The 22,383-nt window shown below is 36.9% G+C and carries 26 protein-coding genes; 19 read left to right on the top strand and 7 right to left on the bottom strand.

Annotated elements, in window-relative coordinates; translation table 11 throughout:
• Positions 1–10: 10 nt before the first annotated feature.
• Entirely contained in the window at positions 11–769 is a 759-nt protein-coding gene (locus ACIQX2_RS12815; protein WP_402850908.1) for a MerR family transcriptional regulator, read from the bottom strand.
• Positions 770–884: 115 nt separating this feature from the next.
• Between ACIQX2_RS12815 and ACIQX2_RS12810 the strand changes: the two genes are divergently transcribed.
• Together ACIQX2_RS12810 and ACIQX2_RS12805 are read left to right on the top strand one after the other, a co-directional pair.
• A complete protein-coding gene (locus ACIQX2_RS12810) occupies positions 885–1,475 on the top strand; it encodes a histidine phosphatase family protein (protein WP_402850905.1) in 591 nt (196 codons plus the stop codon).
• Positions 1,472–1,966, top strand: coding sequence for a cupin domain-containing protein (locus tag ACIQX2_RS12805; protein ID WP_402850902.1), 495 nt, complete (start codon positions 1,472–1,474; stop codon positions 1,964–1,966). Before ACIQX2_RS12810 ends, ACIQX2_RS12805 begins: the two co-directional genes overlap by 4 nt.
• A gap of 164 nt (positions 1,967–2,130) precedes the next feature.
• Here the strand turns inward: ACIQX2_RS12805 and ACIQX2_RS12800 are convergent, their stop codons facing one another.
• Complete coding sequence (locus ACIQX2_RS12800) at positions 2,131–2,286, bottom strand: hypothetical protein (RefSeq protein ID WP_402850899.1); 156 nt, start codon at positions 2,284–2,286, stop codon at positions 2,131–2,133.
• A gap of 169 nt (positions 2,287–2,455) precedes the next feature.
• On the opposite strand from ACIQX2_RS12800, the gene nagZ reads away from it, so the two are divergent.
• Both nagZ and ACIQX2_RS12790 read left to right on the top strand, forming a co-directional pair.
• Positions 2,456–4,090, top strand: a complete 1,635-nt coding sequence (nagZ, locus tag ACIQX2_RS12795; protein ID WP_402850896.1) for a beta-N-acetylhexosaminidase — start codon at positions 2,456–2,458, stop codon at positions 4,088–4,090.
• A 4-nt stretch (positions 4,091–4,094) separates the two neighbouring features.
• On the top strand, positions 4,095–4,871 hold the full coding sequence (locus ACIQX2_RS12790) for an alpha/beta fold hydrolase (RefSeq protein WP_402850893.1): 777 nt from the start codon (positions 4,095–4,097) through the stop codon (positions 4,869–4,871).
• 55 nt (positions 4,872–4,926) lie between these two features.
• Here ACIQX2_RS12790 and ACIQX2_RS12785 read toward each other — a convergent pair whose 3' ends face one another.
• A complete protein-coding gene (locus ACIQX2_RS12785) occupies positions 4,927–5,634 on the bottom strand; it encodes a YetF domain-containing protein (protein WP_402850890.1) in 708 nt (235 codons plus the stop codon).
• A 219-nt stretch (positions 5,635–5,853) separates the two neighbouring features.
• On the opposite strand from ACIQX2_RS12785, the gene ACIQX2_RS12780 reads away from it, so the two are divergent.
• On the top strand, positions 5,854–7,068 hold the full coding sequence (locus tag ACIQX2_RS12780) for an MFS transporter (protein WP_402850887.1): 1,215 nt from the start codon (positions 5,854–5,856) through the stop codon (positions 7,066–7,068).
• Between the two features lie 42 nt (positions 7,069–7,110).
• On the opposite strand, the gene ACIQX2_RS12775 is transcribed toward ACIQX2_RS12780, so the two are convergent.
• Positions 7,111–7,791, bottom strand: a complete 681-nt coding sequence (locus ACIQX2_RS12775; RefSeq protein ID WP_402850884.1) for a histidine kinase — start codon at positions 7,789–7,791, stop codon at positions 7,111–7,113.
• 344 nt (positions 7,792–8,135) lie between these two features.
• Here ACIQX2_RS12775 and ACIQX2_RS12770 point away from each other — a divergent pair, with 344 nt between their 5' ends.
• The 8 genes from ACIQX2_RS12770 (at position 8,136) to brnQ (ending at position 15,835) form a co-directional block, all read left to right on the top strand.
• The gene (locus tag ACIQX2_RS12770) at positions 8,136–10,550 is read left to right on the top strand and encodes a Na+/H+ antiporter subunit A (protein ID WP_402850881.1); all 2,415 of its coding nucleotides are present in this window, start codon (positions 8,136–8,138) and stop codon (positions 10,548–10,550) included.
• Complete coding sequence (locus tag ACIQX2_RS12765; protein WP_402850879.1) at positions 10,537–10,962, top strand: Na(+)/H(+) antiporter subunit B; 426 nt, start codon at positions 10,537–10,539, stop codon at positions 10,960–10,962. The genes ACIQX2_RS12770 and ACIQX2_RS12765 overlap by 14 nt, the downstream gene beginning before the upstream one ends.
• 3 nt (positions 10,963–10,965) lie before the next feature.
• Positions 10,966–11,304, top strand: coding sequence for a Na(+)/H(+) antiporter subunit C (locus ACIQX2_RS12760; RefSeq protein ID WP_402850876.1), 339 nt, complete (start codon positions 10,966–10,968; stop codon positions 11,302–11,304).
• Positions 11,297–12,781 (top strand): Na+/H+ antiporter subunit D, encoded by a 1,485-nt coding sequence (locus ACIQX2_RS12755; RefSeq protein WP_402850873.1) that lies wholly within the window; start codon positions 11,297–11,299, stop codon positions 12,779–12,781. Before ACIQX2_RS12760 ends, ACIQX2_RS12755 begins: the two co-directional genes overlap by 8 nt.
• 15 nt (positions 12,782–12,796) lie before the next feature.
• Entirely contained in the window at positions 12,797–13,279 is a 483-nt protein-coding gene (locus ACIQX2_RS12750) for a Na+/H+ antiporter subunit E (RefSeq protein ID WP_402850870.1), read from the top strand.
• Positions 13,279–13,563 carry a Na(+)/H(+) antiporter subunit F1 gene (locus ACIQX2_RS12745; RefSeq protein ID WP_402850867.1) on the top strand — a complete coding sequence of 95 codons (285 nt, stop codon included), beginning with the start codon at positions 13,279–13,281 and terminating at the stop codon, positions 13,561–13,563. The genes ACIQX2_RS12750 and ACIQX2_RS12745 overlap by 1 nt, the downstream gene beginning before the upstream one ends.
• On the top strand, positions 13,541–13,900 hold the full coding sequence (locus ACIQX2_RS12740) for a Na+/H+ antiporter subunit G (RefSeq protein WP_402850864.1): 360 nt from the start codon (positions 13,541–13,543) through the stop codon (positions 13,898–13,900). The genes ACIQX2_RS12745 and ACIQX2_RS12740 overlap by 23 nt, the downstream gene beginning before the upstream one ends.
• Positions 13,901–14,476: 576 nt before the next feature.
• Positions 14,477–15,835: a branched-chain amino acid transport system II carrier protein gene (brnQ, locus tag ACIQX2_RS12735; RefSeq protein ID WP_402850861.1), complete on the top strand. Its 1,359-nt coding sequence runs from the start codon at positions 14,477–14,479 to the stop codon at positions 15,833–15,835.
• Positions 15,836–15,904: 69 nt separating this feature from the next.
• Here the strand turns inward: brnQ and ACIQX2_RS12730 are convergent, their stop codons facing one another.
• Together ACIQX2_RS12730 and ACIQX2_RS12725 are read right to left on the bottom strand one after the other, a co-directional pair.
• The gene (locus ACIQX2_RS12730) at positions 15,905–16,549 is read right to left on the bottom strand and encodes a GntR family transcriptional regulator (RefSeq protein ID WP_402850858.1); all 645 of its coding nucleotides are present in this window, start codon (positions 16,547–16,549) and stop codon (positions 15,905–15,907) included.
• A gap of 84 nt (positions 16,550–16,633) precedes the next feature.
• Positions 16,634–17,260, bottom strand: coding sequence for a YfbR-like 5'-deoxynucleotidase (locus ACIQX2_RS12725; protein WP_093061665.1), 627 nt, complete (start codon positions 17,258–17,260; stop codon positions 16,634–16,636).
• Positions 17,261–17,459: 199 nt separating this feature from the next.
• Between ACIQX2_RS12725 and ACIQX2_RS12720 the strand changes: the two genes are divergently transcribed.
• The 3 genes from ACIQX2_RS12720 (at position 17,460) to ACIQX2_RS12710 (ending at position 19,585) form a co-directional block, all read left to right on the top strand.
• On the top strand, positions 17,460–17,945 hold the full coding sequence (locus ACIQX2_RS12720) for a TraR/DksA C4-type zinc finger protein (RefSeq protein WP_402850853.1): 486 nt from the start codon (positions 17,460–17,462) through the stop codon (positions 17,943–17,945).
• 237 nt (positions 17,946–18,182) lie between these two features.
• Positions 18,183–18,572 carry a thiol-disulfide oxidoreductase DCC family protein gene (locus ACIQX2_RS12715; protein ID WP_402850850.1) on the top strand — a complete coding sequence of 130 codons (390 nt, stop codon included), beginning with the start codon at positions 18,183–18,185 and terminating at the stop codon, positions 18,570–18,572.
• A gap of 20 nt (positions 18,573–18,592) precedes the next feature.
• A complete protein-coding gene (locus ACIQX2_RS12710) occupies positions 18,593–19,585 on the top strand; it encodes an NAD(P)/FAD-dependent oxidoreductase (protein ID WP_402851333.1) in 993 nt (330 codons plus the stop codon).
• Between the two features lie 181 nt (positions 19,586–19,766).
• Here the strand turns inward: ACIQX2_RS12710 and ACIQX2_RS12705 are convergent, their stop codons facing one another.
• Positions 19,767–20,141 carry a nucleotide excision repair endonuclease gene (locus ACIQX2_RS12705; RefSeq protein WP_093061661.1) on the bottom strand — a complete coding sequence of 125 codons (375 nt, stop codon included), beginning with the start codon at positions 20,139–20,141 and terminating at the stop codon, positions 19,767–19,769.
• 134 nt (positions 20,142–20,275) lie between these two features.
• Here ACIQX2_RS12705 and ACIQX2_RS12700 point away from each other — a divergent pair, with 134 nt between their 5' ends.
• The 3 genes from ACIQX2_RS12700 to ACIQX2_RS12690 all read left to right on the top strand — a co-directional run bounded on the left by ACIQX2_RS12700 (position 20,276) and on the right by ACIQX2_RS12690 (position 22,373).
• Positions 20,276–20,776: a DinB family protein gene (locus tag ACIQX2_RS12700; RefSeq protein ID WP_402850847.1), complete on the top strand. Its 501-nt coding sequence runs from the start codon at positions 20,276–20,278 to the stop codon at positions 20,774–20,776.
• 33 nt (positions 20,777–20,809) lie between these two features.
• Positions 20,810–21,754, top strand: coding sequence for a dipeptidase (locus ACIQX2_RS12695; RefSeq protein ID WP_402850845.1), 945 nt, complete (start codon positions 20,810–20,812; stop codon positions 21,752–21,754).
• A gap of 145 nt (positions 21,755–21,899) precedes the next feature.
• Complete coding sequence (locus tag ACIQX2_RS12690) at positions 21,900–22,373, top strand: hypothetical protein (protein ID WP_093061658.1); 474 nt, start codon at positions 21,900–21,902, stop codon at positions 22,371–22,373.
• The last annotated feature ends 10 nt before the right edge of the window (positions 22,374–22,383 follow it).

Raw genomic sequence — 22,383 nt, 5'->3', positions numbered from 1 at the left:
ATGATGCCCTCTAGTTTTTTGTGTATATAACAATTGCATCTCGTAAAAATTTTGCTGCTCCTTGCTGTACTTTATCGTAGTAAGCTGTGAATCGTTCATCAGCGATATACATTTCTGCAAGACCAGCATGAGCTTCCTTGGAGTATTGATCCCAGTAAAAGCAAAGCCATTGTTTATGCAAATCTGCTGCTTTTTGGGCTAGCTCTCCTGCAGGATCCCCTGTATCCATAGCGGATTTAAGCGTCCTAAATAGCTGTTCCTCTAGTTTTTGGATTTCCTCATACTGCTCGTTTGTCATACCCTTTACCTTTGCATTGGATTTGTTCACAGCTTCTTCGCCATATTGTTCACGAATTTCCTTACCGTATTTCTTCTCATTGTCCTCGACAAGCTTGTTTTTAAAGCCTTCAAATTTTTCTTTATCCGTCATGCTAATCTTCCTTTCTGTTAGTTGGATTGATTTATCCACATTGTTAATAAGTGCATCTAACTGTGCACGTTTTTCAAGTAGTTTTTCCCTATGATCTCGAAGCGCACCAGTTGCATCGAATGTAGGGGAAGTCATAATTTCTTTAATACTATCTAAATTTACTCCAAGTTCCCGGTAGAACAGTATTTGCTGTAGACGATCTACTTCAGCAGCACCGTATATACGATAGCCAGATGAATTGATACGTGATGGTTTTAGTAGACCGATTTCATCATAATATCGAAGTGTCCTTGTACTAATACCAGCAAGCTGGCCAAGCTTTTGTACTGTATATTCCACATCATCACCCCCTCATATATTCAGTCTAAACCTTACCGTAACGTTAAGGTCAAGCAATAATTGTTCAATTATTTTTCTTTGATTATAATAAAAGAATAAGTAGGGGGGAAATCACATGACAACGATAGGGTTTGTAAGACATGGTGTCACTGCTTGGAATAAAGAAGGTAGAGCACAGGGGAATACAGATGTGCCTTTAGATGAAGAAGGAATTCAAATGGCAGAGCGAGCAGCAAAAAGAATGCAGGATGAGGAATGGGACGTTATTTATACAAGTCCACTCATCCGCGCGAAGAAAACAGCTGAAATTATTGCGGATAAGCACCCGGGAGTCGATTTTATTCAAGACAAACGCCTTGGTGAAATTGGTGGGGGCATTATCGAAGGAACGACAGAAGATGAACGGATTGCTAAATGGGGTTCGGATTGGAGAAACCAGGACATGGGCTTTGAACCGGAAGATGCTATTAGTTCTCGTGGAATGTCCTTTATAGAAGAAGTAAAGAAAAAACATTTAGGAAAACGAGTGCTTGTAGTTAGTCATGGTGGCTTCATAAGTAGATTATTAAATGCACTTGTTCCAGACGGAGAATTTTCTCATGATATCGGTAACACTTCCGTTACAATTGTAGAACTGGGGGATAGTGGAAATGTATGTCATCTATTTAACTGTATGAATCATTTAGAGAGGAAGGAAGTGCAATGATGAAAGATGCTTCTTATTATATAAAGCAGTTAGGATTAGAGCCCCATCCAGAAGGGGGTTATTTTCAAAGTAGCTATGCTTCTGAGTACTCCGAAGGTAATCGTAAGCTATATACGAGTATTTATTTTCTATTAGGTGCTGGGGATGTGTCTCATTTTCATCGTTTAAAGTCGGACGAGCTATGGTACTTCCATGATGGTAGCTCACTTTTGGTACATGTAATCGATGAGGAAGGTAACTATGTGGAACATAAGCTCGGCTTAGATTTAGAAAATGGGGAAGTTCCTCAAGTATTAGTGCCCAAAAATACTATTTTTGGATCATCCGTTATAGAAAATGGAACATTTTCACTCGTGGGATGTATGGTAGCACCAGGATTTGAATACGAGGATTTTGAACTCTTCACGCAAAAGGAACTGTTACATGATTATCCTCAACACAAAGAAATTATTTGTAAAATGGCTTATGAAACATTGCCGGAGTCTGAATAATTGTAGAAAATGCCCTTCAGCTACTCATTAGTGAAGGGCGTTTTTAATTATTTAAAAGAGAAGGAGCAACCCGGGCTTTCTTTTTCGTATATGGAAAGTCAGTTGATAGCCAACCGGAAACAATTAAGACTAGATTTTTGCCTTTATAATGAGCTTGCATTGTTCTATTTATTTTTTTCTGTTTGCTCAATTACTGAATCGGAATCATTTTTAGGAGATAGGCTAGTTAAGTCAATTAGTTCTATAACAGAATTACCTTCTCCTACAGGTCCACATATACCCGTTTCTATATCGCATATCAAAGCATCTTTATTGGTCATAACCTTTCCCCTTTTCATTCGTTTTATGAATACCTTTGTTCACCTAGTACTATATTTGAAAAGTAAAGATATAACAAATTTAACGCTTATATTTTAGTTAAATTAAAGGGATATTGGTTAGGCTTATGGAAGTTAGGAATAAGCTCATCATTTGCTTGGAGGTTTTATGATGACGAAGAAGGTAGTAATACTTCTAATATTATTTTTAGTAATTGCTCTAATTGTAATGCACAAAGAACCAAAGGAAGGTGGAAATATACAAAAGGAAGTGTCTATAGAAGTGTCTTCAGATACGGAATCCTTAGTATCCCTCTTGTTTGAACTAGCGGAAAAGGGACAAACGATTAATTCCCCTTTTATCGTAGGGGAAACGACAATCCAAAAAGTGCATGAATTATGGGGAGCGCCAGAGCAAAAAAGTGAGAATGCTAGTGCTATTTATGAAGATTTTCTGTCAAACGATGCTACAGTTGGTTATCATTCTGAAGTTGTTTTTGATATACGGTCTAGTTCACCTGAGATTCAGCAAATCCATTTCAAGGATATTATATCCATTAAAGGTGAACCAGATAAAATTAGAAGCTATCAGGATGACCAAGTAAATCAAACGATACTTATATACGATGTTACAAAGGACTTTCAGTTGAAATGGATATTACCTAAGCCATCGGAAGAAAATCCAAATCCAACGGTTCATCACATTTCTGTTTTCACAGAATTTGAAGAAGAAGTCTCCTTATCCGATTTAAGCCTAGAAGAAAAGGTCGGGCAGATGATATTTGCAGGGATAAAAGGAACGATTATGACAAATGAAACAAAGAAAATTATTTCAACAGATCAAGTCGGCGGTATTATTTTGTTCAAGGACAATTTAAAGGACGCCCATCAATCTGTTACCTTATTAAATGCGATAAAAGAAGAAAATACTAATAATAAGGTTCCGTTATTTTTAGGCGTCGATGAAGAGGGAGGAAGAATTTCAAGGCTGCCAGGGGTAACCAAGCTACCGACAAACGAAGATCTAGGAAAGCAAAATGACGCAACTCTTTCTTATGACATCGGAAAGCTATTAGGAAAAGAAGTAAGTGCATTTGGCTTTAACCTAGATTTTGCTCCTGTTCTTGATATAAATAGCAATCCGGACAATCCGGTTATTGGAAACCGATCCTATGGAACAGATGCGGAAATAGTAAGTGAACTAGGTATACGGACAATGGAAGGTATTCAAAGTGAGCGAGTTATTTCGGTTGTAAAGCATTTCCCAGGACATGGCGATACTATGGTAGATTCCCACAAAGAACTTCCCATCATTCAAAAGAGTTTAAAGGACTTACATGCCTTAGAGTTAATACCTTTTGCTAGAGCTATAGATCATGGAGCAGAAGTCGTGATGATAGGACATATTTTGCTACCTAAAATCGACTCTACCTATCCTTCTTCTTTATCAAAGAAAATTATTACTGATATTTTGAGGGAACAACTAGATTATGAAGGGATTATTATCACAGATGATATGACAATGAAAGCAATCTTAAATACATTTGAAATAGGGGAAGCAGCAGTATCCGCAGTTAAAGCTGGAAATGATATAGTGTTAGTAGCCCATGACTACGCAAATGTATTTAAAGCGAAAGAAGCAATTCTCCAAGCGATAGAAGCAGGAGAAATTACGGAACAAAGAATTGATGAAAGTGTGAAAAGAATTCTCTCTATTAAAAAGAAATATAATTTGAGTAACACACAGCTAGATGGGGTAAACATACAAGAGTTAAACCAATTAATTAATGAAACATTAGGGAGATGATGTAATGAAAACTACTAATTCTAACATTGCTTATAAAGATGAAGGTCAAGGGGAAGCACTACTCCTTATTCACGGATTTTGTGGAAGCTCCAACTATTGGAACAGAGTAATTCCTAAGCTTTCTGAGAACTATAGAGTTATTGCAATAGATCTTCCTGGTCATGGAGCGTCGGAAGGAAACGATAAAGTGCAGGAAATAGAACACTACGCATTAGTTATAAAGGACTTTATAGAGGAGCTAAAAATAGAGAAAGTGACGATGTTCGGTCATTCACTAGGAGGCTATATCACACTGGCATTCGCAGAAAGCTATAGTGACTATTTAAATGGCTTTTCGTTGATTCATTCCACAGGTTTTCCAGATTCTAAAGAAGCAAAAGAAGGAAGAACTGCATCTGCTAAAAAAATTGATAAAGAAGGAATCACTCCATTCATCGATGGTCTAGTTCCAAAGCTATTTGCTCCAGCTAATGTGGAAACCCATAAACAATCGCTAGAGGAAGTTAAGAAAATTGGATATGAAGTACACCCTCAAGGAGCTAAAAATGCACTTCAAGCGATGAAAGACAGAAAAGATCGTACGAAGGTTTTGGGGAATACAGAGCTACCAGTACTATTAATAGCAGGAGAAGATGACCAACTGATTCCAGCTGACAAGACATTTACAGCGAGTGGAGAAAATATTAAACAAGTAATGATAAAGGGCGCAGGTCATATGAGTATGTATGAGGCGCCGGAGGAACTGTCTAATGCTATTCTCTCTTATATAAAGAAAGCATAAACAAAAAGGAGCGACAAAAGTGAATACATCACATTTTGTTGCTCCTTAAAATTGGTTAAATGCCATTGTCTCTTAAGCTTATATGCAACGAGCCATTTGTTTGTAACTGTGCATAAAATACTTCACTTACTGATTCAACTCCATGTTTTCTGAGTTTCTTCATAACCCATTCTTCGGTTAAATCTAATTCTTCTAGATTTTTTTTTACAATTTTGCCGTCAGCTATTATTTCAGAGGGCATGAACAAAGGAAGGGTAATTGGCACCTTTACATCCTGTTTTGTTGCTTCCTGTAACCCGACTTTTTTCATCACGCTTAATTCACCGTTTGTTTCCAAAACAGCATAATGTACATCCTGGATGGAAAAAATAGATTGCTCTCTAAGCAGCATTAATAGATCATCCATATGTAAGCGTGCTGATTTTAAAGACTTCGGACTTAATTCACCGTCTTTTATAATAATGGTAGGCTCGTCATCAATCCATGTTCTAATGGTAGGGAATTTTAATGATATATAACTCATTAACATTACGAGAACTGCCCACCAAATAAGTGAAATCAATCCATCAATAAAAGGTGTTTCCTTTTGAGAGGCAATCTCAGCTGCTATGGATCCTACCGTTATGCCAGTAATGTAGTGGAAAAATGTTAGTTGACTCAGTTGTTTCTTTCCTAATAGTCTTGCTAATCCAAGTAATGCCATAAAGGAAATCGTAGTTCTCAATATCATTTCCCAAAAGTTCATTTCGAAAAAGGTTTCCATATTCGCATATAACCTCATTTCATTCTAGACGTAATACTTATTGTTGCCACAAAATTTGTCGCTATACTATTCAGTTAACTAATTGTGAAATTACTTTAATGTTCGTTTTTATCGACATAGTTTATGAAATTGACTCAGATTGATTCATTTTTAAATTAATTTGTCGAATTTGAGCTATAATAATTTTAATCATGTATTAATTAGAAAGAATGTGGAAATATGTTCAAATTGAACTCTAGTCACAAAATGGGTAATCCAGTATATCCTATAATGTTTGCGATAGGCGTATGTCATCTATTTAATGATACGTTGCAGGCGGTAATTCCTGCGATGTTTCCTGTATTAGAATTGGAACTAGGTCTTACATTTACACAATTAGGACTCATCTCATTTGTATTAAATATTGTTGCATCGGTTCTACAGCCAGTTGTCGGCTTTATAAGTGATAAAAAACCTATGCCTTATGCATTGCCACTTGGAATGACGAGTTCGTTCGTCGGAATGGCAGGATTAGCCCTTGCACCAGAGTATTGGATGATCCTTGTGTCCGTCATATTTTTAGGGCTAGGGTCCGCAGTCTTTCATCCAGAGGGTTCACGTGTATCCTTTATGGCAGCTGGTTCTAAACGAGGACTTTCCCAATCTATTTATCAAGTGGGGGGAAACTCTGGACAAGCACTAGCGCCATTGATAAGTGCCTTTATATTAGTGCCTTTGGGTCAAAAGGGAGCAGCTCTGTTCTTAATAGTAGCGGCAATTGGAATTTTCATATTGTCGAGGATTTCTGCATGGTATAAAAGCCAGTTGGAAGCAGAGAAGCATTCCAAAAGGAAGAGGACGTTGCTTTCTTCTTTACCAGCATTGACTAATAGACAAATTGGAGTTGCCTTAACATTATTGATGGTCATCATTTTTGCTCGTTCCTTCTATGTTACTAATATGACCAATTTTTATATTTTTCACTTGATGGAGAACTATGACTTGTCTATAAAAGAAGGGCAGTTAATTATCTTTGTTTTCCTAGCATTGGGAGCAGTAGGAACATTGTTTGGGGGACCAATGGCTGATCGCTTTGGAAGAAAAAATATTATATTACTATCAATAGCGGTTCCCATTCCATTATGTCTAGCACTTCCTTACGTTCCTGTTTGGTCCATAATATTATTGCTCATTGCGATAGGATTTTTCATCATGTTAAGTTTCTCGGTAACTGTCGTGTATGCGCAGGAGCTCGTGCCAAGTAAAATTGGGACGATGGCAGGTTTAACTGTAGGACTAGCTTTTGGTATGGGAGCAATAGGAGCAGTAGTAATCGGTATATTGATGGATTATATAGGGGTTTATACGACAATGATTGTCGTGTCGACGTTACCAATAATAGGATTAGTAGCTTTGGCACTACCGAAGGATCGAAAAATAGGGATACCCAATTAAAAAAAGCGAGTGATTATGAAATCGCTCGCTTTTCATCTGTCCTTATAATTTTAAGCTACAACCATCCGGAACTTGCGTAGGGTCGGTAACAAGATTCTCATGTATATGAACTTGGTGCATTTTGTTATTGTGCATAAATTTGAAAATACCGTTATCAAAATCTGTTCCAATTTCTTTGAAGAAAATACCTTCTTGGCACATATTTTTCGCGCACGTAAAGGAAACTTTATAAGAATCTCCGTCAGTCACCAAATAAGCACGGACTCCTTTTTCAAAAATGCCATCTTCTTCATCTTTGATATAGCGAGCAACAGAAACAACATGGAAGTCCACGAAAGGGATTTCTTTTAATAAGACATTCATAAAGGAACCCCTTGTTATTTCTTCCCATCTGCTTTGTGCAGTTTGTCCTATAATAATTTGGGTTATATTTAATCCGTGGGCAACTTCTTTAATAACTTTTGGAGAAGGACGTTTTTCGTTATCACGAATGATAAACTCCTCAACCTCCAATTCTTCTGCTAAAGCTTTCCAATCTTCAATATAGCCAGATTTCTCAGCATCGAATGCATCATATGGTAGTGGGTCAACTGTTAGTATATATAGTGGACAATCCAGCATGCTTGCCATTTTATGTCCTCTTCTAATTAGTCGCTCACCATTTGGTCCGTAGTATACGCAGACAAGTATACTCTCATCCATTCGACCTTTTACGCGTTTCACGGTTTTACACACCTCTTCTTTTTTCTTGTTCTATTTATTGTCGTATAATTTTCTATTGTATAACACTATGCTTCAAAACATGAAAAGTGCGTTGCACCCTACTTTCATGTATAATTATTAAATGCATATATAGAGAGAAATTACTAATGTTCTATACATAATATGCACTTGCTTTTAACACTAGCAAGTTAAATATCCTAAATTCTAATGTATTTTGAAGGGCCTCATATGGAATCCTATTATGATACTTCTTGTTAGGATAGTCAAGTCTATAGTTTGAAAAAGAATTTCTACCCTCAGAACACCCCATCCTAATTCTTACTTAACCAATAGGAGGTTAAAAATTGTTTTCTATAAATTTAGTTATATTAATCCCATTTATTGTTGCTGCACTCCTACCTTTTTCATTCAGGCGATTCAAAAAGAATCACTTAGGTTGGTTTGTTTTAATAGTACCTACTGTTTTGTTTGTTCTTCTTGCTAGGCTAATTCCCTCGGTAGCAGATGGAAAAACATACGTCCATACATATGAATGGATTCCCACATTAGATTTTAACTTCACAACATATTTAGATGGTCTTAGTATGATCTTTGCTCTATTAATCACAGGCGTTGGTAGTTTAGTTATTCTATATTCTATCTTTTACCTGTCTTCTAAAGAGTCCTTACAGCATTTTTATTGCTATTTACTATTATTCATGGGTGCCATGCTTGGTGTTGTTTTTTCAGATAACTTAATGGTGTTATATGTTTTTTGGGAATTAACGAGTGTTTCTTCCTTCCTATTGATCGCCTTTTGGAATCACCGTCAAGGATCAAGACAAGGTGCACAAAAAGCTATGCTAATCACTGTAAGTGGTGGTATTGCTATGTTAGTCGGCTTTATCATGCTACATACAATGACTGGCTCCTTTAGTATTCGAGAAATAATTGCCAGTGTGAATGAGATTAGTGACCATGCTTTGTTCATACCTGCAATGATATTAATACTACTTGGGGCGTTTACGAAATCAGCACAATTCCCTTTCCATATTTGGTTACCGGATGCAATGGAAGCACCGACCCCTGTTAGTGCTTATTTACACTCGGCGACAATGGTAAAGGCAGGTATATACTTGGTAGCACGGTTCACGCCAGTTTTTGGAGCGGATGAAGTATGGTTTTGGGTAGTAAGTATAGTCGGGATGATTACTCTATTTTGGGGTTCTTTTAATGCTGTTCGACAAACCGACTTAAAAGCATTATTAGCCTTTTCTACTGTTAGTCAGCTAGGACTTATCATGAGTTTGCTTGGTTTAGGATCTATAGCATTGCAGTTTGGTTATTCAGCTGATTCAGTTTTGTATACACAGGCAACATTCGCTGCTTTGTTTCACTTGATTAATCATTCAACCTTTAAAGGTGCATTGTTTATGGTCGTTGGAATTCTCGATCATGAGCTAGGAACTCGGGATATCCGACGGCTTGGGGGATTAATGACACTTATGCCGTTTACATTTACGGTTGCTCTAATAGGAAGTTTATCGATGGCGGGTTTACCACCGTTTAATGGATTCCTTAGTAAGGAAATGTTCTTTGCCTCAACCGTTTATATTATGGAAGTAGATATTTTTTCTTTACCTTCATTCGGAATTATTTTCCCGGTTGTAGCTTGGATTGCGAGTGTTTTAACTTTTGTTTACTGTATGATTATCGTTTTTAAAGTATTTCTTGGTAAGCCTCAGCAAGAGAAATTGGATAAACCTATCCATGAAGCTCCTATCGGAATGTTATTATCTCCTATGATTCTTGGTGCTTTGGTGGTTGGCATATTCTTCTTTCCAAATCTATTAGGTCAATATATTTTGCAACCAGCAATGGGTAGTATTTACCCAACGTTTGGAGATTCTGCAGATTTAACACCGAAAATCTCCGCTTGGCATGGAGTAAAACCTGAATTACTCATGACAATTGGTGTTATTTTAATAGGTGCTCTTCTATATAAATTCCTTAAATTGTGGAAACCGTTTGTCTATGGATTATTCTCATCCTCTTTTACATTTAACTCACTTTATAATAATTTGTTGGCATTTTCTGTTAGGAACTCTAACATAGTAACGAATCGCTATATGAACGGACTATTACGACATTATTTAACGTATATATTTGTTTTCTTTATAGTGACAGTAGGTAGTTATCTGTTCTATTCAAGAGCATTTTCGTTTGATATTTCAACCAATGCATCTTTCCGTGTCTTTGAAGTGTGTTTAGTAGCTATTATGGGGGTTGCAGCAGTGTCCATGCTCTTTGCGAAGTCACGTATAACAGCGACATTGTTAAACGGGGTATTAGGGTACTCTATAGCTATCTTTTTTGTCCTTTTCCGCGCTCCGGACTTAGCTTTAACTCAGTTAGTTGTAGAATCTGTAACGACAGCCTTATTTCTACTAGCTTTTTCTCATTTGCCAGACTGGAAGAAGGAAAAACTCCCAACACGTACAAAGCTAATCAATGGAATAGTATCAGTAGCAGTGGGATTAATAGTTGTTTTAATTGGTTTATCCGTAGTAGATTTCAATCATTTTGATCCTATTTCAAGTTATTTTGAGAATGCCTATGAACTAGCTGGAGGAGCAAATATCGTTAATGCCATATTGGGAGATTTCCGTGGTTTTGATACGATGCTCGAGGTGGTTGTCCTATTTATAGCAGGTTTGGGTGTGTATTCGATGATTAAGCTAAGAACAAAAAAGGAGGATGAAAACATTGAAGATCAATGATGTCATACTCCGTACAATCAGTAGAATTGTTGTATTTATCATTTTGACATTTGGTGTGTATTTATTTCTTTCAGGTCACAATACACCCGGCGGTGGATTTATAGGTGGTTTAGTTTTAGCATGTGCAATTGTACTGCTCTATTTATCTACAGACTTGGAAACCGTCCAAAAGAGTCTTCCGTTAGATTTTAAATATGTTGCAGCGCTCGGCGTGTTACTAGCTACATCCACAGGCTTTGGGTCCATCATTTTTGGAGTTCCGTTTATGTCTCAAACCTTTGCCTATTTTGATTTGCCTATATTTGGTGTAACAGAACTGACAACGGTGACTATATTTGAAGCTGGTGTAGCTTTAACTGTTGTCGGTGTACTAGTAACGATTATTTTTAGCATAAGTGAGGATGGTGGATAAAAAATGGAAACATTAATCATTATGTTAATAGGGATTTTAGTTGCTGTTGCCACGTATCTAATCCTCTCCAGAAATATTATTCGAATCATTTTAGGAACTGCAGTGTTTTCTCATTCAGTCCATTTGCTCATTTTAACGATGGGGGACTTAAAGCAAGGAAATGTACCTTTGTTAAAGGAAGCTAATGCGCCTTATACCGATGCTTTACCACAAGCGCTTATCTTAACTGCTATCGTTATTAGTTTAGCAATTACTGCATTCATCCTTGTGCTTGCCTACCGTATTTATCAAGATATTGGTACGGATGATCTCGATGAATTGAGAGGGGCAAAAGATGAATAATTTAATTGTTTTACCGTTGATCCTACCAATAATGGTTGGGGTTATATTGGTATTTTTACGACCATATATAAAAATACAGCGTGCCATTAGTTTACTAACAATGATTGTCACAGCTGGAATAAGTTTATTTCTATTAAATATAGTTCAGACTGACGGAATCCTCCGTCTAGATTTTGGTGGATGGGAGCCCCCATTTGGGATTCTATTTGTGGCAGATTCCTTTGCTATGTTACTTGTGCTTACGGCAAGTATTGTTACTGCTATTTGTTTAATCTACGCTTTTTCTTCTATTGGAGAAAGACACGAAAAAATGTATTTCTATCCTTTTGTTTTATTTTTAGTTGCAGGAGTTAATGGATCGTTTTTAACCGGAGATCTATTTAACCTATTTGTCTGTTTTGAAGTTATGTTATTAGCTTCCTATGTATTAGTGACATTGGGAGGAACCAAGCGTCAGTTGAGAGAAGCAATAAAATATGTGGTGATTAATATTCTAGCCTCCTGGTTCTTCCTCGTAGCCCTTGCTTATTTATATGGTACTGTAGGTACTTTAAATATGGCTCATATATCGGAAAGAGTGGCAGAAGCAGGGCAAGGACCTTTACTTACAACAATAAGTATTTTGTTTTTAATCGTATTTAGTTTGAAAGCAGGGTTGTTGCTATTCTTTTGGCTTCCAGGATCTTATTCAGTGCCTCCAACTGCAATTGCAGCATTGTTTGGAGCATTGCTTACAAAGGTCGGGATATATGCGCTTTTCCGGACATTTACGCTCATATTCTATCACGAGACCTTAATATCCCACACTTTAATAGGGATAATGGCAGGAATTACACTAATTGTTGGGTGTATGGGAGCCATAGCCTTTAAGGATGTTCGGTTAATCGTTTCCTATAACGTAGTAATTGCAGTTGGATTTATATTAATCGGATTGGCTGTAGGTACGGAAACGTCTATCGCAGGATCTATATATTACGTCATTCATGACATGATTGCTAAAGCCATGCTATTCTTGTTGGCTGGTACGATGATTTATGTGACTGGAAAATCCAAAATAGATGAAATGAGTGGGCTAATACGAAATTATCCTCTATTTGGATGGATGTTCTTCCTAGTCACTTGTTCATTGGCAGGTATTCCACCGTTAAGTGGATTTGTTGGGAAAATATTGGTTGGGCAAGGGGCAATTGAATCTGGTTCTTACATATTGCTAGCATTGGCTTTTCTCTCCAGTATTGTTGTACTATATTCACTTCTTCGAATTTTCTTAAATACTATATTTGGGGAAACTATTATTAGTCCGGAAGATGAAAAACCAATGAAAAAGGGAATGATTATCCCAATTGTTTTGTTAGGGATAGCAACGATTTCATTGGGACTTGGAGCAGAGTTTATATCCGACTATGTTACGGATGCAGCTCATACTCTAGCCAATCCATCCGTTTATATTGATGCGGTAATGGGTGGAAATAAGTGATTGAGAGGTGAGAATATGCCAGCACAATTTTTACTAAACCTATTCATCGCATTTTTATGGACAACCTTAAAAGATGAAGACGAACTGAAGATGACGACGTTTTTTAGTGGTTTCATCGTAGGGATCTTCATCATTTTCTTAATGCATCGCTTATTCGGGACTCAGTTTTATTTGAGAAGATTATTCTCCGTCATTAAGTTAATTTTCATATTTATATCAGAATTAGCTCAGTCGAGTTTGTTAATAAGTAAACAAATATTAAACCCACGTTGGGACCTGAAGCCTGGAATTTTCACCTATAAAACGGAGCTTAAAGGAGACTGGGAAATTACCACGTTAGCAATGTTGTTAACATTAACTCCTGGTTCCGTTGTGATGGAAGTAAATCCAGAAGGGGACATGTTTTATATACATGCAATGGATATAGAGCAGTCTAAGGCGGATGTATTGAGATCGATTACTAAATTTGAAGCAGCAATTATGGAGGTGACCCGTTAATGATTGATAAAATACTGTTGGTTTCACTAACGCTATTTGTTATTTCCATTGCAATTGCACTTTTTCGAATCATTAAAGGCCCGTCCATGCCAGACCGGGCAGTAGCATTAGATATGATTGGTGTAAATCTTATATCGATGATCGCTATTATTTCGATTGTTTTGAATACCAAAGCTTTTTTAGAAGCTATTCTTATCCTAGGTATACTTGCATTTATTAGCACGATTGCTATTTCCAGGTATATTGAAAGGGGGGCTATCATTGAGCATAAGTCAGATAATTGAGCTAGTTGCGGTTATTATCATTTTTTTAGGAAGTGTTATGAGTGTGATTAGTGCCTTTGGTATTATTCGTCTTCCAGACGTTTATACGCGCTCCCACGCAGCGACCAAAAGTTCAACGGTAGCAGTACTGTTGTCTCTAACTGGAGCCTTTATATATTTTTGGGTAAGCGAAAATTTAGTAAGCGTTCGTCTTATACTAGGTATATTATTTGTGTTTTTAACCGCCCCTGTCTCAGGGCATTTGCTAACGCGTGCAGCTTATCGATCGAAAGTGAAGCTTACCGAAAATTCCTCCGATGATGCTTTAAAGGAAGTATTATTTCCTGAGGATAAATAACAAAAGAAAAGCTATACGATTGGAGAGATCTCCGATTGTATAGCTTTTTTTACAATGTGTGGTTTTCGGAATAGACTCTATGCGTTGTATGCTGTAGATCCTCAAAAGCTTTACTAATCAGTTCTTATAGTTGAAGGAAAGCTCAAAGAGAAAAAAGGTTCTGCACTTGGAGGGAATTGGTAATTTAATAGTTTTATAAAAACCAGTAATTGGATTTCATGTTTATAATTTCGTATATTAGGTCTAATGTTAATAGTGGTAATTTATGGTAAATATTGATGGCAGATGAAAGGCTCATAAACCAGAATGAATGTGAGGTATCCTTTGTAGCACAAGGTTTTAAAGATCTAAAAGAGTAGTTGAGAATATATCGATTTATTTAATTCTATTTATTGAAATAAAATAAATGTTCAATTAATTTCGTCTAATATATTGCATTCTACCAAATTCCATAGTATTATCAACTTTGATATATTGCATACGGCGTGATTAGGAACAATCATTTGTCTAGCATTCATAACAAACATCCAGAAAACAAAGAAATGATTATTTCTTATATCACAGGAGGAACAAAAAATGAAGACTAAGTTATCATTCTCTAATCATTTAGTGATTGGGGTTATGCTATTTGCATTATTTTTTGGAGCAGGAAATCTAATTTTTCCAGCTAGTTTAGGTCAAAATGCAGGAACACAGGTATGGATAGCAGTTATTGGATTTTTACTAACTGGAATTGGGTTGCCGTTTTTAGGTACTCTAGCGATGGGATTCTCGGGAAGTAAAAATTTACAGGATCTTTCTAGTAGAGTACATCCCGTCTTTGCCGTAATCTTTACCTCACTGCTTTACTTAACAATAGGACCATTTTTTGCTTTACCAAGAACAGGAGCCGTTTCATTTGAAATTGGTATTCTGCCATTTATGAATCAGGATTCTGCACAAATTGGTTTGTTAATATTTACGATTATTTTCTTCGGACTCACGTTATTGCTGTCACTGAATCCATCTAAAATCGTTGATAATGTCGGGAAATTTCTTTCTCCAGGAATAATAATAGGATTATTCTTCTTATTATTATTTGTAATTTTTAAGCCAATGGGTAGCTTTCAAGAACCACAAGGGAACTATGTAACAAATGCATTTATGACAGGATTTACAGAAGGTTATAATACGATGGATGCACTGGCTTCCTTAGTTTTTGGTATTATCGTAATTCATGCAATTCGTTCCATGGGTGTAACATCGACTAAGGGAATTTTAGTTGCTACAGCGAAATCTGGTGGGATTGCCATTTTGTTTTTAGGTTTAATTTATGCTGGGATAGCTTACTTAGGGGCAACTAGTGTACAAACATATGGCCTGTTTGAAAATGGTGGTCCAGTATTAAGTGCTGCATCGGAGCATTATTTCGGGTCATTTGGCGCTATACTTTTATCCATTATTATCTTCTTAGCATGTTTAACTACAAGTATTGGATTGACTACAGCGTGCGCGGAATACTTCCACACTTTAATGCCTAAGATTAGTTACAAAGCATTTGTTATTTTCTTTAGTGTTTTCACATGTATAATTGCAAATTTTGGATTGTCTAATATTATTACTTATTCTATTCCGGTTTTAATGTTATTATATCCACTAGCGATTGTATTGATTTTCTTAACATTCTTGTCACCATTGTTTAATCATGCGAGAATGGTGTATGTTAGTGTAATGTTCGTGACGTTTTTAATCAGTATTGTAGATGGTTTTAAAGCGCTGTGTGGTTCATTAGATATTGAATATTATAACTGGCTACAACCAATCGTAAGTTTTTACGAGAATGTATTGCCATTTTATAATGTAGGGTTAGGATGGTTAATACCATTTATCGTAGTAATGCTTGTAACTGGAATCATTTCGAGATTTGAAAAAACAGAAGTAAAATCAGCTAAATAAATAAAAAAGGTGGTTAGAAAGATTGTGAATATCACAACGCTTTCTGCCACCTTTTAATTATCTTCGTTTTTAAAACTCTTCGATTGTATAAATCCAATTGGAGCGCATTACTTCTGCTAGTTCTTTGGTGTTTTTTTCGCGGAATGCGCGAATTAGATTCTCATGTTGCTCAATAGAATATTCTCGTAGGACAATTTTTTCATAATAAAATAGCCTACGTACATGTGCTTGAAGCATTTCTACCATGGAATGTATGTATGGATTATTAGCAGTGTCTACAATAAGTTGATGAAATTCTTCATCCACTTTTAGAGCTGTGGAAAATTCTTTTTGCTGTAGAGCGTTAGCGAATTCTCTATTTTTTTCTTCTAATAGACTTAGAACTTCCTCATCCATATTAGGAACGGCTATCTCAGCTGCGAGCGCTTGCAGTACTGCCAATGGTGGCAAGAGATTATTAATATCCTCTTTCTCGACGGCTGTGACTTGCGTTGCTCTACCAGGGTGCATTGTTACAAAACCTTGGGATTCTAGAAGCTGTAAGGATTCTCTAATAGGTGTTCTACTCACCCCTAAAGCTTGGGCGAGTTCAATATCGTTTAGCTTCTCTTCAGGTTGTAAAGTTCCGTCGATAATCCACTGCTGTAATTGGTTAAAAGCATGCAACTTGGCGGTTGTACGAACAGGTTTAGTATGATTCACCGGAATTGGCACAAAGATTCCCTCCTTTCAATTGTCTTAATAGTTCAACAATATCATACAACATATTATACAATATATCGCATAAATTGGAAGAGATTATTCTACTAGTAATTGTACAGTGATAGATTTTACATCTATAACGGATTCTTCCTTCATAATTTCCTGTAAAATAACCTCTTTAAAATAATTGATACTTGTATTTAATGGGATATGAAGAATCTTTCTTAATGCAGTTTCGTACATATTTACAAATTCTGCATCCGTATTTCCGCGCTGCAATTCAGCAAAAGCTTCGTACACCTGATCCAATTTATCTGCTAACTCGAGTAGACGACCTTCAATCGTATCGTCTTTCCCTTCTTTCATACGGTCAAAAAATACTGGCTGAAATTCTTTTGGAATTTCATCTAATATAAACTTCTCCATCATTTTTTCTTCAACATGTGCAAGCATTTGTTTAAGCTCAGGAGATGCATGCTTCACTGGTGTTTTAATATCTCCGATAAAAATCTCTGCAAAGTCATGGTTGATCGTTTTTTCATAAAGTGATTTCCAGTTAATTGTTGCACCGTTATTCTCTTCTAGTGTTGCAAAAAACATAGCGTATTGGGAAACTTTCCATGAGTGAGCAGCAACATTATGCTCTTCAAATTTAAAACGTCCGGGACAGCGAATAATTCTTTCTAAATCGTTCATACTCATAAAAAATTTATGTATACCCATTCACAATCACTCCCTAAATATAATCATACTGGAAAAATTTAAAAAATACCATACTAAATCACTATGAATTAAAGTGAAATGATAAACTAGTCCTTCTATTTGATTATATAGACAAAAAGGTAATTTCTAAACGTTGTGGCAGATTGTTTTATTTCGCTCTTATTTGGGTAATCCTTAAGTAACCCAAGGAGGAATTTACATGACAAAATACGATAAATTAAAAAATACATTAGAAAAACGTTTTGAAGAGTTAGAGCATCAAAAACAAAATGAAGAGGAGTTTGAGACTACGGAGTTATCTAACTACGATAATCATCCTGCGGATAATGCAACTGACTTAACCGATCAGCATACGCGTCTAGCGTTAAATAGGCATTTTGATGAGGAAATGGAGGACATTGAAAAAGCGTTAGCTGCTATCGAGGAGGGTACATACGGGAAATGTGCTGAATGCGGAGAAGAAATCCCACTTGCTCGATTAGAAGCGGTCCCGACTACTTTGACATGTGTGGAGCATGCGCATCAAGGTGTATATGAAGACAGTCGTCCAGTGGAAGAATCACTTCTAAATTCTTCAACAGATCAGCCGGTGGAGGATGAAGATGATAGACTTCGCGATTACTCCAATAGCTTTGAGATACTAGAAGAGGTCGGTTCATCTGATTCACCACAAGACAAACAATGATGAGAGTGATGCCTGGAAAGTTCTAGTGGACTTAAGGGCATCTTTTTTTGTTCCTGCTTAGGAAGTTATAGGCTTGTGCAGTGCCCGCGGAAAGCGTCCGACCTTCGCTACAATCAACGGCATATCCAGGTTTTTATTCTAAAAAGACGGTTTTTTTTTGCCCGGTTTTTCTTATATAATGCCGACAAGCGCATTTCAGCAGTGATTATAGTACACTAGGGGAAAGGGGGGAGTCCGATGCCAGCTATCATTTTGTTTGACGGGGAATGCAATTTTTGTGATGCAAGTGTGCAATTTATTATTAAACGTGATCCAAAAGGCTATTTCCAATTTGCGGCCCAGCAAAGCGAGATAGGAGAAGAACTGAAACGTCAATATGCTATACCTGAAGCTATGGATAGTTTAGTCGTTGTTGACCAACATAAAGTGTATAACTCCTCGGACGCTGCTCTCCACATTACCAAACACTTAAGTGGACTATGGGGATTTTTATATGTGTTGAAGCTAGTTCCTAAACGGCTACGTGATATTGTATATAAATTTGTAGCAAAAAATCGGTACGCATGGTTTGGCAAAAAAGATAGCTGTTCGATTCCATCTCCCGAGATACGAAATCGATTTCTATAATAATGTAGTTATGAGGTGAAATAGTGGATAGTGACTTATATGATGTAACGATTATTGGAGGGGGTCCAACAGGTTTGTTCGCTTCTTTTTATGGAGGACTACGTGATTTGAAAGTGAAGATTATCGATAGCCTTCCACAACTAGGTGGACAATTGATGGAGCTTTACCCTGACAAATATATTTATGATATTGGTGGCATTCCGAAAGTTTTAGCAAAGGATTTAGTAGCAAATTTAGTAGAACAGGCTGCTTATAGTAATCCAACCATTTGCTTAGAGGAAACAGCAATAGCGCTAGAGAGACTACCAGATTATTTTGCGCTGACAACGGATAAAGATGTGCATTATTCCAAAACGATTCTACTTACTTCTGGCATTGGTTCTTTTCAGCCACGTAAGTTAAATGTTCCAGGAGCTTCTGAGTATGAAGGGAAAAACCTTCATTATAATGTAAAGAGTTTGGAGAATTTCAGAGGTTCTGATGTACTTGTATTAGGTGGAGGAGATTCTGCACTCGACTGGTCACTAATGTTAGAGGATGTTGCTTCGAAAGTGACTATTTGCCATCGCAGAGAGTTTACTGCACATGAAATGACCATTCAACAACTTCAAAATTCTACTGTACAAGTCAAAACACCATATGGAATAAAAGAAGTCATTGGTGATGGCGAAAAGATTGAAGAAGTAGTGATAGTCAGTAAAGATAAAACTGAGGAAAGAATCACAGCAGACCATGTTTTAGTGAACTATGGAAATGTTGCATCACTCGGACCCCTTAAACAATGGGGTCTTGAAATGGAAAAGAATTCAGTAGTAGTCAATGAAAAAATGGAAACAAGTGTAGAAGGAATATATGCTGCTGGCGATGTATGTACGCATGATGGAAAAGTAAAACTGATTGCCGTAGGATTTGGAGAAGTTCCAATTGCTATTAGTCATATTAAAGCATTCATAGATCCAAAAGCACGCGTACAGCCAAAGCACAGCACGAGTATTTTTGAAGAAGTAAAGTAAGAAAAGCGCAAGCACCCATGTTTTGGAAGTCAGTCTCATTTCGCTGCATTGTGTCGTGACTATCGACTGGCCGACATAGTGCGACCCCGAAATCCTGAAGCGAGTCGTGGGGCTAGGAGCTGAAACTAGGCAGAAAAAAATCCCATGTTCTCTTTTAGGAGAACATGGGATTTCATTCGACTTATCTAAAAAATGCTTTATCGATATTATATTTGGCTTTTTGTGTATTGATCGCATAGGTTTCGTAAATTTCACGATCCATTGCTTCTTCTACTATACAAACACTAATTTTGTACACTTCATCGCGATGTTTGATCATTGGTGAAACGTTGTCTTCAAAGTGTTTTTTAATACGCTGTCTAATTTTACGTGCTTTACCGACGAATAAAAGCTCATCATTCTTATTGTAGAAAAAGAAAATGCCGCCTTTATCACGAGGGATTTGATGAAAGTCGATAAATCCATGGATTGCTGGGATTTCTACATCGCCTTCTTTTAGTACTTGTTCACGCTGTGTAATCGTTACAGTTGGTTTTGGTAATTCAATTTTAATCATTCGCTCACGTCCTCTTATTGTCTATTCTTTACTATATCAGAACTGGTCTGCAATATCTATTCGAAAGGTATTTTGCAGGATTATTTAAAGCAAGTGACGAAATTAGTTATATTATACTGTTTGGAGGAATGAACATGATAAGAAGCCTAGAAGATTTTTTCGCTGATTGGCAGCATGAAAGTAATTCAACACTGAAAATTTTAGAAACATTGACAGATGAGTCATTAAAACAAAGAGTTTCTGAGGACGGTCGTACCCTTGGAAAACTCACATGGCATATTATTACAAGCATAGACGAAATGGTAGGGAGAACTGGATTGCAATTTTCCGCGACTCCACATGAATCTGCCCAACCATCAACTACGAACGAAATGGTAGAAGCCTACAAACAGTCTAGTGACTCAGTTGTTAAGGCTATGAAAGAACAATGGACGGATGAAAGCCTTTTAGTAGAAAGAGATATGTACGGTGAACAGTGGACAGTTGCGACCGTATTGCAAATTTTAATCTACCACCAAATACATCACCGCGGGCAGATGACAATACTTATGCGACAAGCTGGTTTGCCGGTTCCGGGAATGTATGGACCATCGAAAGACGAGTGGTTGGCGTTTGGTGAAGAAGCACCAGAATGATTATAGAAGTGCTCAAGATTTTAGGAGGATAAGATGAGAGTTTATGATTTACACTGTGACGTGCTATACAAATTAGCGAAAGCGGAGGAACCTCTTTCTTTTGCTGACTCATCGAAGCTACAGGCAAGCAAACAAGCTTTAGAAGCTGGAGAAATAGCACTCCAGGTGTTTGCAGTATTCGTTTCGGAAGGTTTTCCGAAGGAACGGCTATTTTTAGAGGCAATTCGTCAAATTGAGTTTTTTCACACTGAAATCGTGGGGAAGGATGACAATATAATCCCTATATACGAGTGGGAACAGCTTGAATCATTACAAGAAGGACAAATTGGGGCTGTATTATCATTAGAAGGACTTGATATGATAGACGGCGATATGCATAAGCTGAAGCTACTTTTATCGCATGGAGTGAAATTAGTCGGTTTGACTTGGAATGGGGCTAACAAAGTAGCAGATGGGTCTTCCGAGGAATCTGGTACTGGGTTAACTCCATTTGGAGAAGAAGTCATATCCTTGTTGAACGACCAAAATATAATTGTTGATGTCTCTCATTTGAGTGAGCAATCTTTTTGGGATGTTCTTCCTAAGGCGAAATGGCTAATGGCAAGTCATTCTAATTCAAGAGCTCTATGTAACTCGCCGAGAAATTTAAGTGACATGCAAATAAAAGCACTAATCGCTAACAACAGCCCGATTCATGTGGTGTATTATCCACCATTTATAGATGCTACCAAAAAGTCAGTGGAAATACAGGACTTGGAGAAACATATAGAGCATATCGTTTCACTTGGGGGTAAACATCTTATAGGATTAGGCTCTGACTTTGATGGGATTAGTGATTGTGTTGTGGGCTTAGAGGATGCATCCAAAACACAAAATTTAGTAAGGAAATTATTAAAAAGCTATACAAGCGAGGAAGTAGAAGGGTTCACATCAAAGAATTTCGAACGATTTGTGATGCGAATTAGTAAGGAGGCATAAATTTGGGGAGCTTACCAGATTGGTTTTTTGCAGTAGTAATTGCGGTAGTTATTTGTTTTGTTATATTAGCGGAATGGTGGACGCGAAGAGGATAAAGGTTATGCTATACTAGATAAATGAAAAAACGTATAGGAAGAGGAATCGCATGCTAACATTTGAAGAAAAAGAAGCAATTATTCAAGAATTTACAGAGCTTACTCGTAAAGAAGTGTCAATGAAACGAGTAAATTATCATTACGAAAAAAGTTTATATGAAAAAACAACGGTTATTTATCACCTCCATCCGAATGGAAATGGCTTTGTTTACGTAGGAGACCTTCCTCAATATGAAGCAGCTGACGATAAAGGACTATTGAATATTCGTGAAGCTTCGGCTGATGAACTAAGAAAGATTATTAAAGACTCTATAACTTATCTTTCAACAGAGGAAGAAGAGCTACAAGACGAGGAAATAGAAGAAGTTTGGAAAAACAAAGAAGATTCTAAGCTGACATTATTACAAGAAGATACACTTTGGAATATTTATCACGGGTATAACTTAGAAGAAAGCTTTGGCTCTTATAGTGAAGCAAAAGCGTACCTTTTAGAAGAAGGCTTCCGACTAGCAGAGAAAAAGTAAGGAGGCTTTA

It is taken from the genome of Psychrobacillus sp. NPDC096623 (assembly GCF_044762655.1).
Classification (GTDB): Bacteria; Bacillota; Bacilli; order Bacillales_A; family Planococcaceae; genus Psychrobacillus.
The sequence above is the reverse complement of the archived record's forward strand: the minus strand, read 5'-3'. Positions and strand labels throughout refer to the sequence as shown.

Excerpts from the sequence above, each read along its gene's own strand:
- ACIQX2_RS12810 (WP_402850905.1), top strand. The coding sequence starts at position 885 with ATGACAACGATAGGGTTTGTAAGACATGGTGTCACTGCTTGGAATAAA.
- ACIQX2_RS12800 (WP_402850899.1), bottom strand. The coding sequence starts at position 2,286 with ATGACCAATAAAGATGCTTTGATATGCGATATAGAAACGGGTATATGT.
- ACIQX2_RS12715 (WP_402850850.1), top strand. The coding sequence starts at position 18,183 with ATGCCAGCTATCATTTTGTTTGACGGGGAATGCAATTTTTGTGATGCA.
- ACIQX2_RS12745 (WP_402850867.1), top strand. The coding sequence starts at position 13,279 with ATGATTGATAAAATACTGTTGGTTTCACTAACGCTATTTGTTATTTCC.
- ACIQX2_RS12695 (WP_402850845.1), top strand. The coding sequence starts at position 20,810 with ATGAGAGTTTATGATTTACACTGTGACGTGCTATACAAATTAGCGAAA.
- ACIQX2_RS12725 (WP_093061665.1), bottom strand. The coding sequence starts at position 17,260 with ATGGGTATACATAAATTTTTTATGAGTATGAACGATTTAGAAAGAATT.
- ACIQX2_RS12720 (WP_402850853.1), top strand. The coding sequence starts at position 17,460 with ATGACAAAATACGATAAATTAAAAAATACATTAGAAAAACGTTTTGAA.
- ACIQX2_RS12785 (WP_402850890.1), bottom strand. The coding sequence starts at position 5,634 with ATGGAAACCTTTTTCGAAATGAACTTTTGGGAAATGATATTGAGAACT.
- ACIQX2_RS12690 (WP_093061658.1), top strand. The coding sequence starts at position 21,900 with ATGCTAACATTTGAAGAAAAAGAAGCAATTATTCAAGAATTTACAGAG.
- ACIQX2_RS12805 (WP_402850902.1), top strand. The coding sequence starts at position 1,472 with ATGATGAAAGATGCTTCTTATTATATAAAGCAGTTAGGATTAGAGCCC.
- ACIQX2_RS12780 (WP_402850887.1), top strand. The coding sequence starts at position 5,854 with ATGTTCAAATTGAACTCTAGTCACAAAATGGGTAATCCAGTATATCCT.
- ACIQX2_RS12705 (WP_093061661.1), bottom strand. The coding sequence starts at position 20,141 with ATGATTAAAATTGAATTACCAAAACCAACTGTAACGATTACACAGCGT.
- ACIQX2_RS12760 (WP_402850876.1), top strand. The coding sequence starts at position 10,966 with ATGGAAACATTAATCATTATGTTAATAGGGATTTTAGTTGCTGTTGCC.
- ACIQX2_RS12790 (WP_402850893.1), top strand. The coding sequence starts at position 4,095 with ATGAAAACTACTAATTCTAACATTGCTTATAAAGATGAAGGTCAAGGG.
- brnQ (WP_402850861.1), top strand. The coding sequence starts at position 14,477 with ATGAAGACTAAGTTATCATTCTCTAATCATTTAGTGATTGGGGTTATG.
- ACIQX2_RS12755 (WP_402850873.1), top strand. The coding sequence starts at position 11,297 with ATGAATAATTTAATTGTTTTACCGTTGATCCTACCAATAATGGTTGGG.
- nagZ (WP_402850896.1), top strand. The coding sequence starts at position 2,456 with ATGACGAAGAAGGTAGTAATACTTCTAATATTATTTTTAGTAATTGCT.
- ACIQX2_RS12700 (WP_402850847.1), top strand. The coding sequence starts at position 20,276 with ATGATAAGAAGCCTAGAAGATTTTTTCGCTGATTGGCAGCATGAAAGT.
- ACIQX2_RS12750 (WP_402850870.1), top strand. The coding sequence starts at position 12,797 with ATGCCAGCACAATTTTTACTAAACCTATTCATCGCATTTTTATGGACA.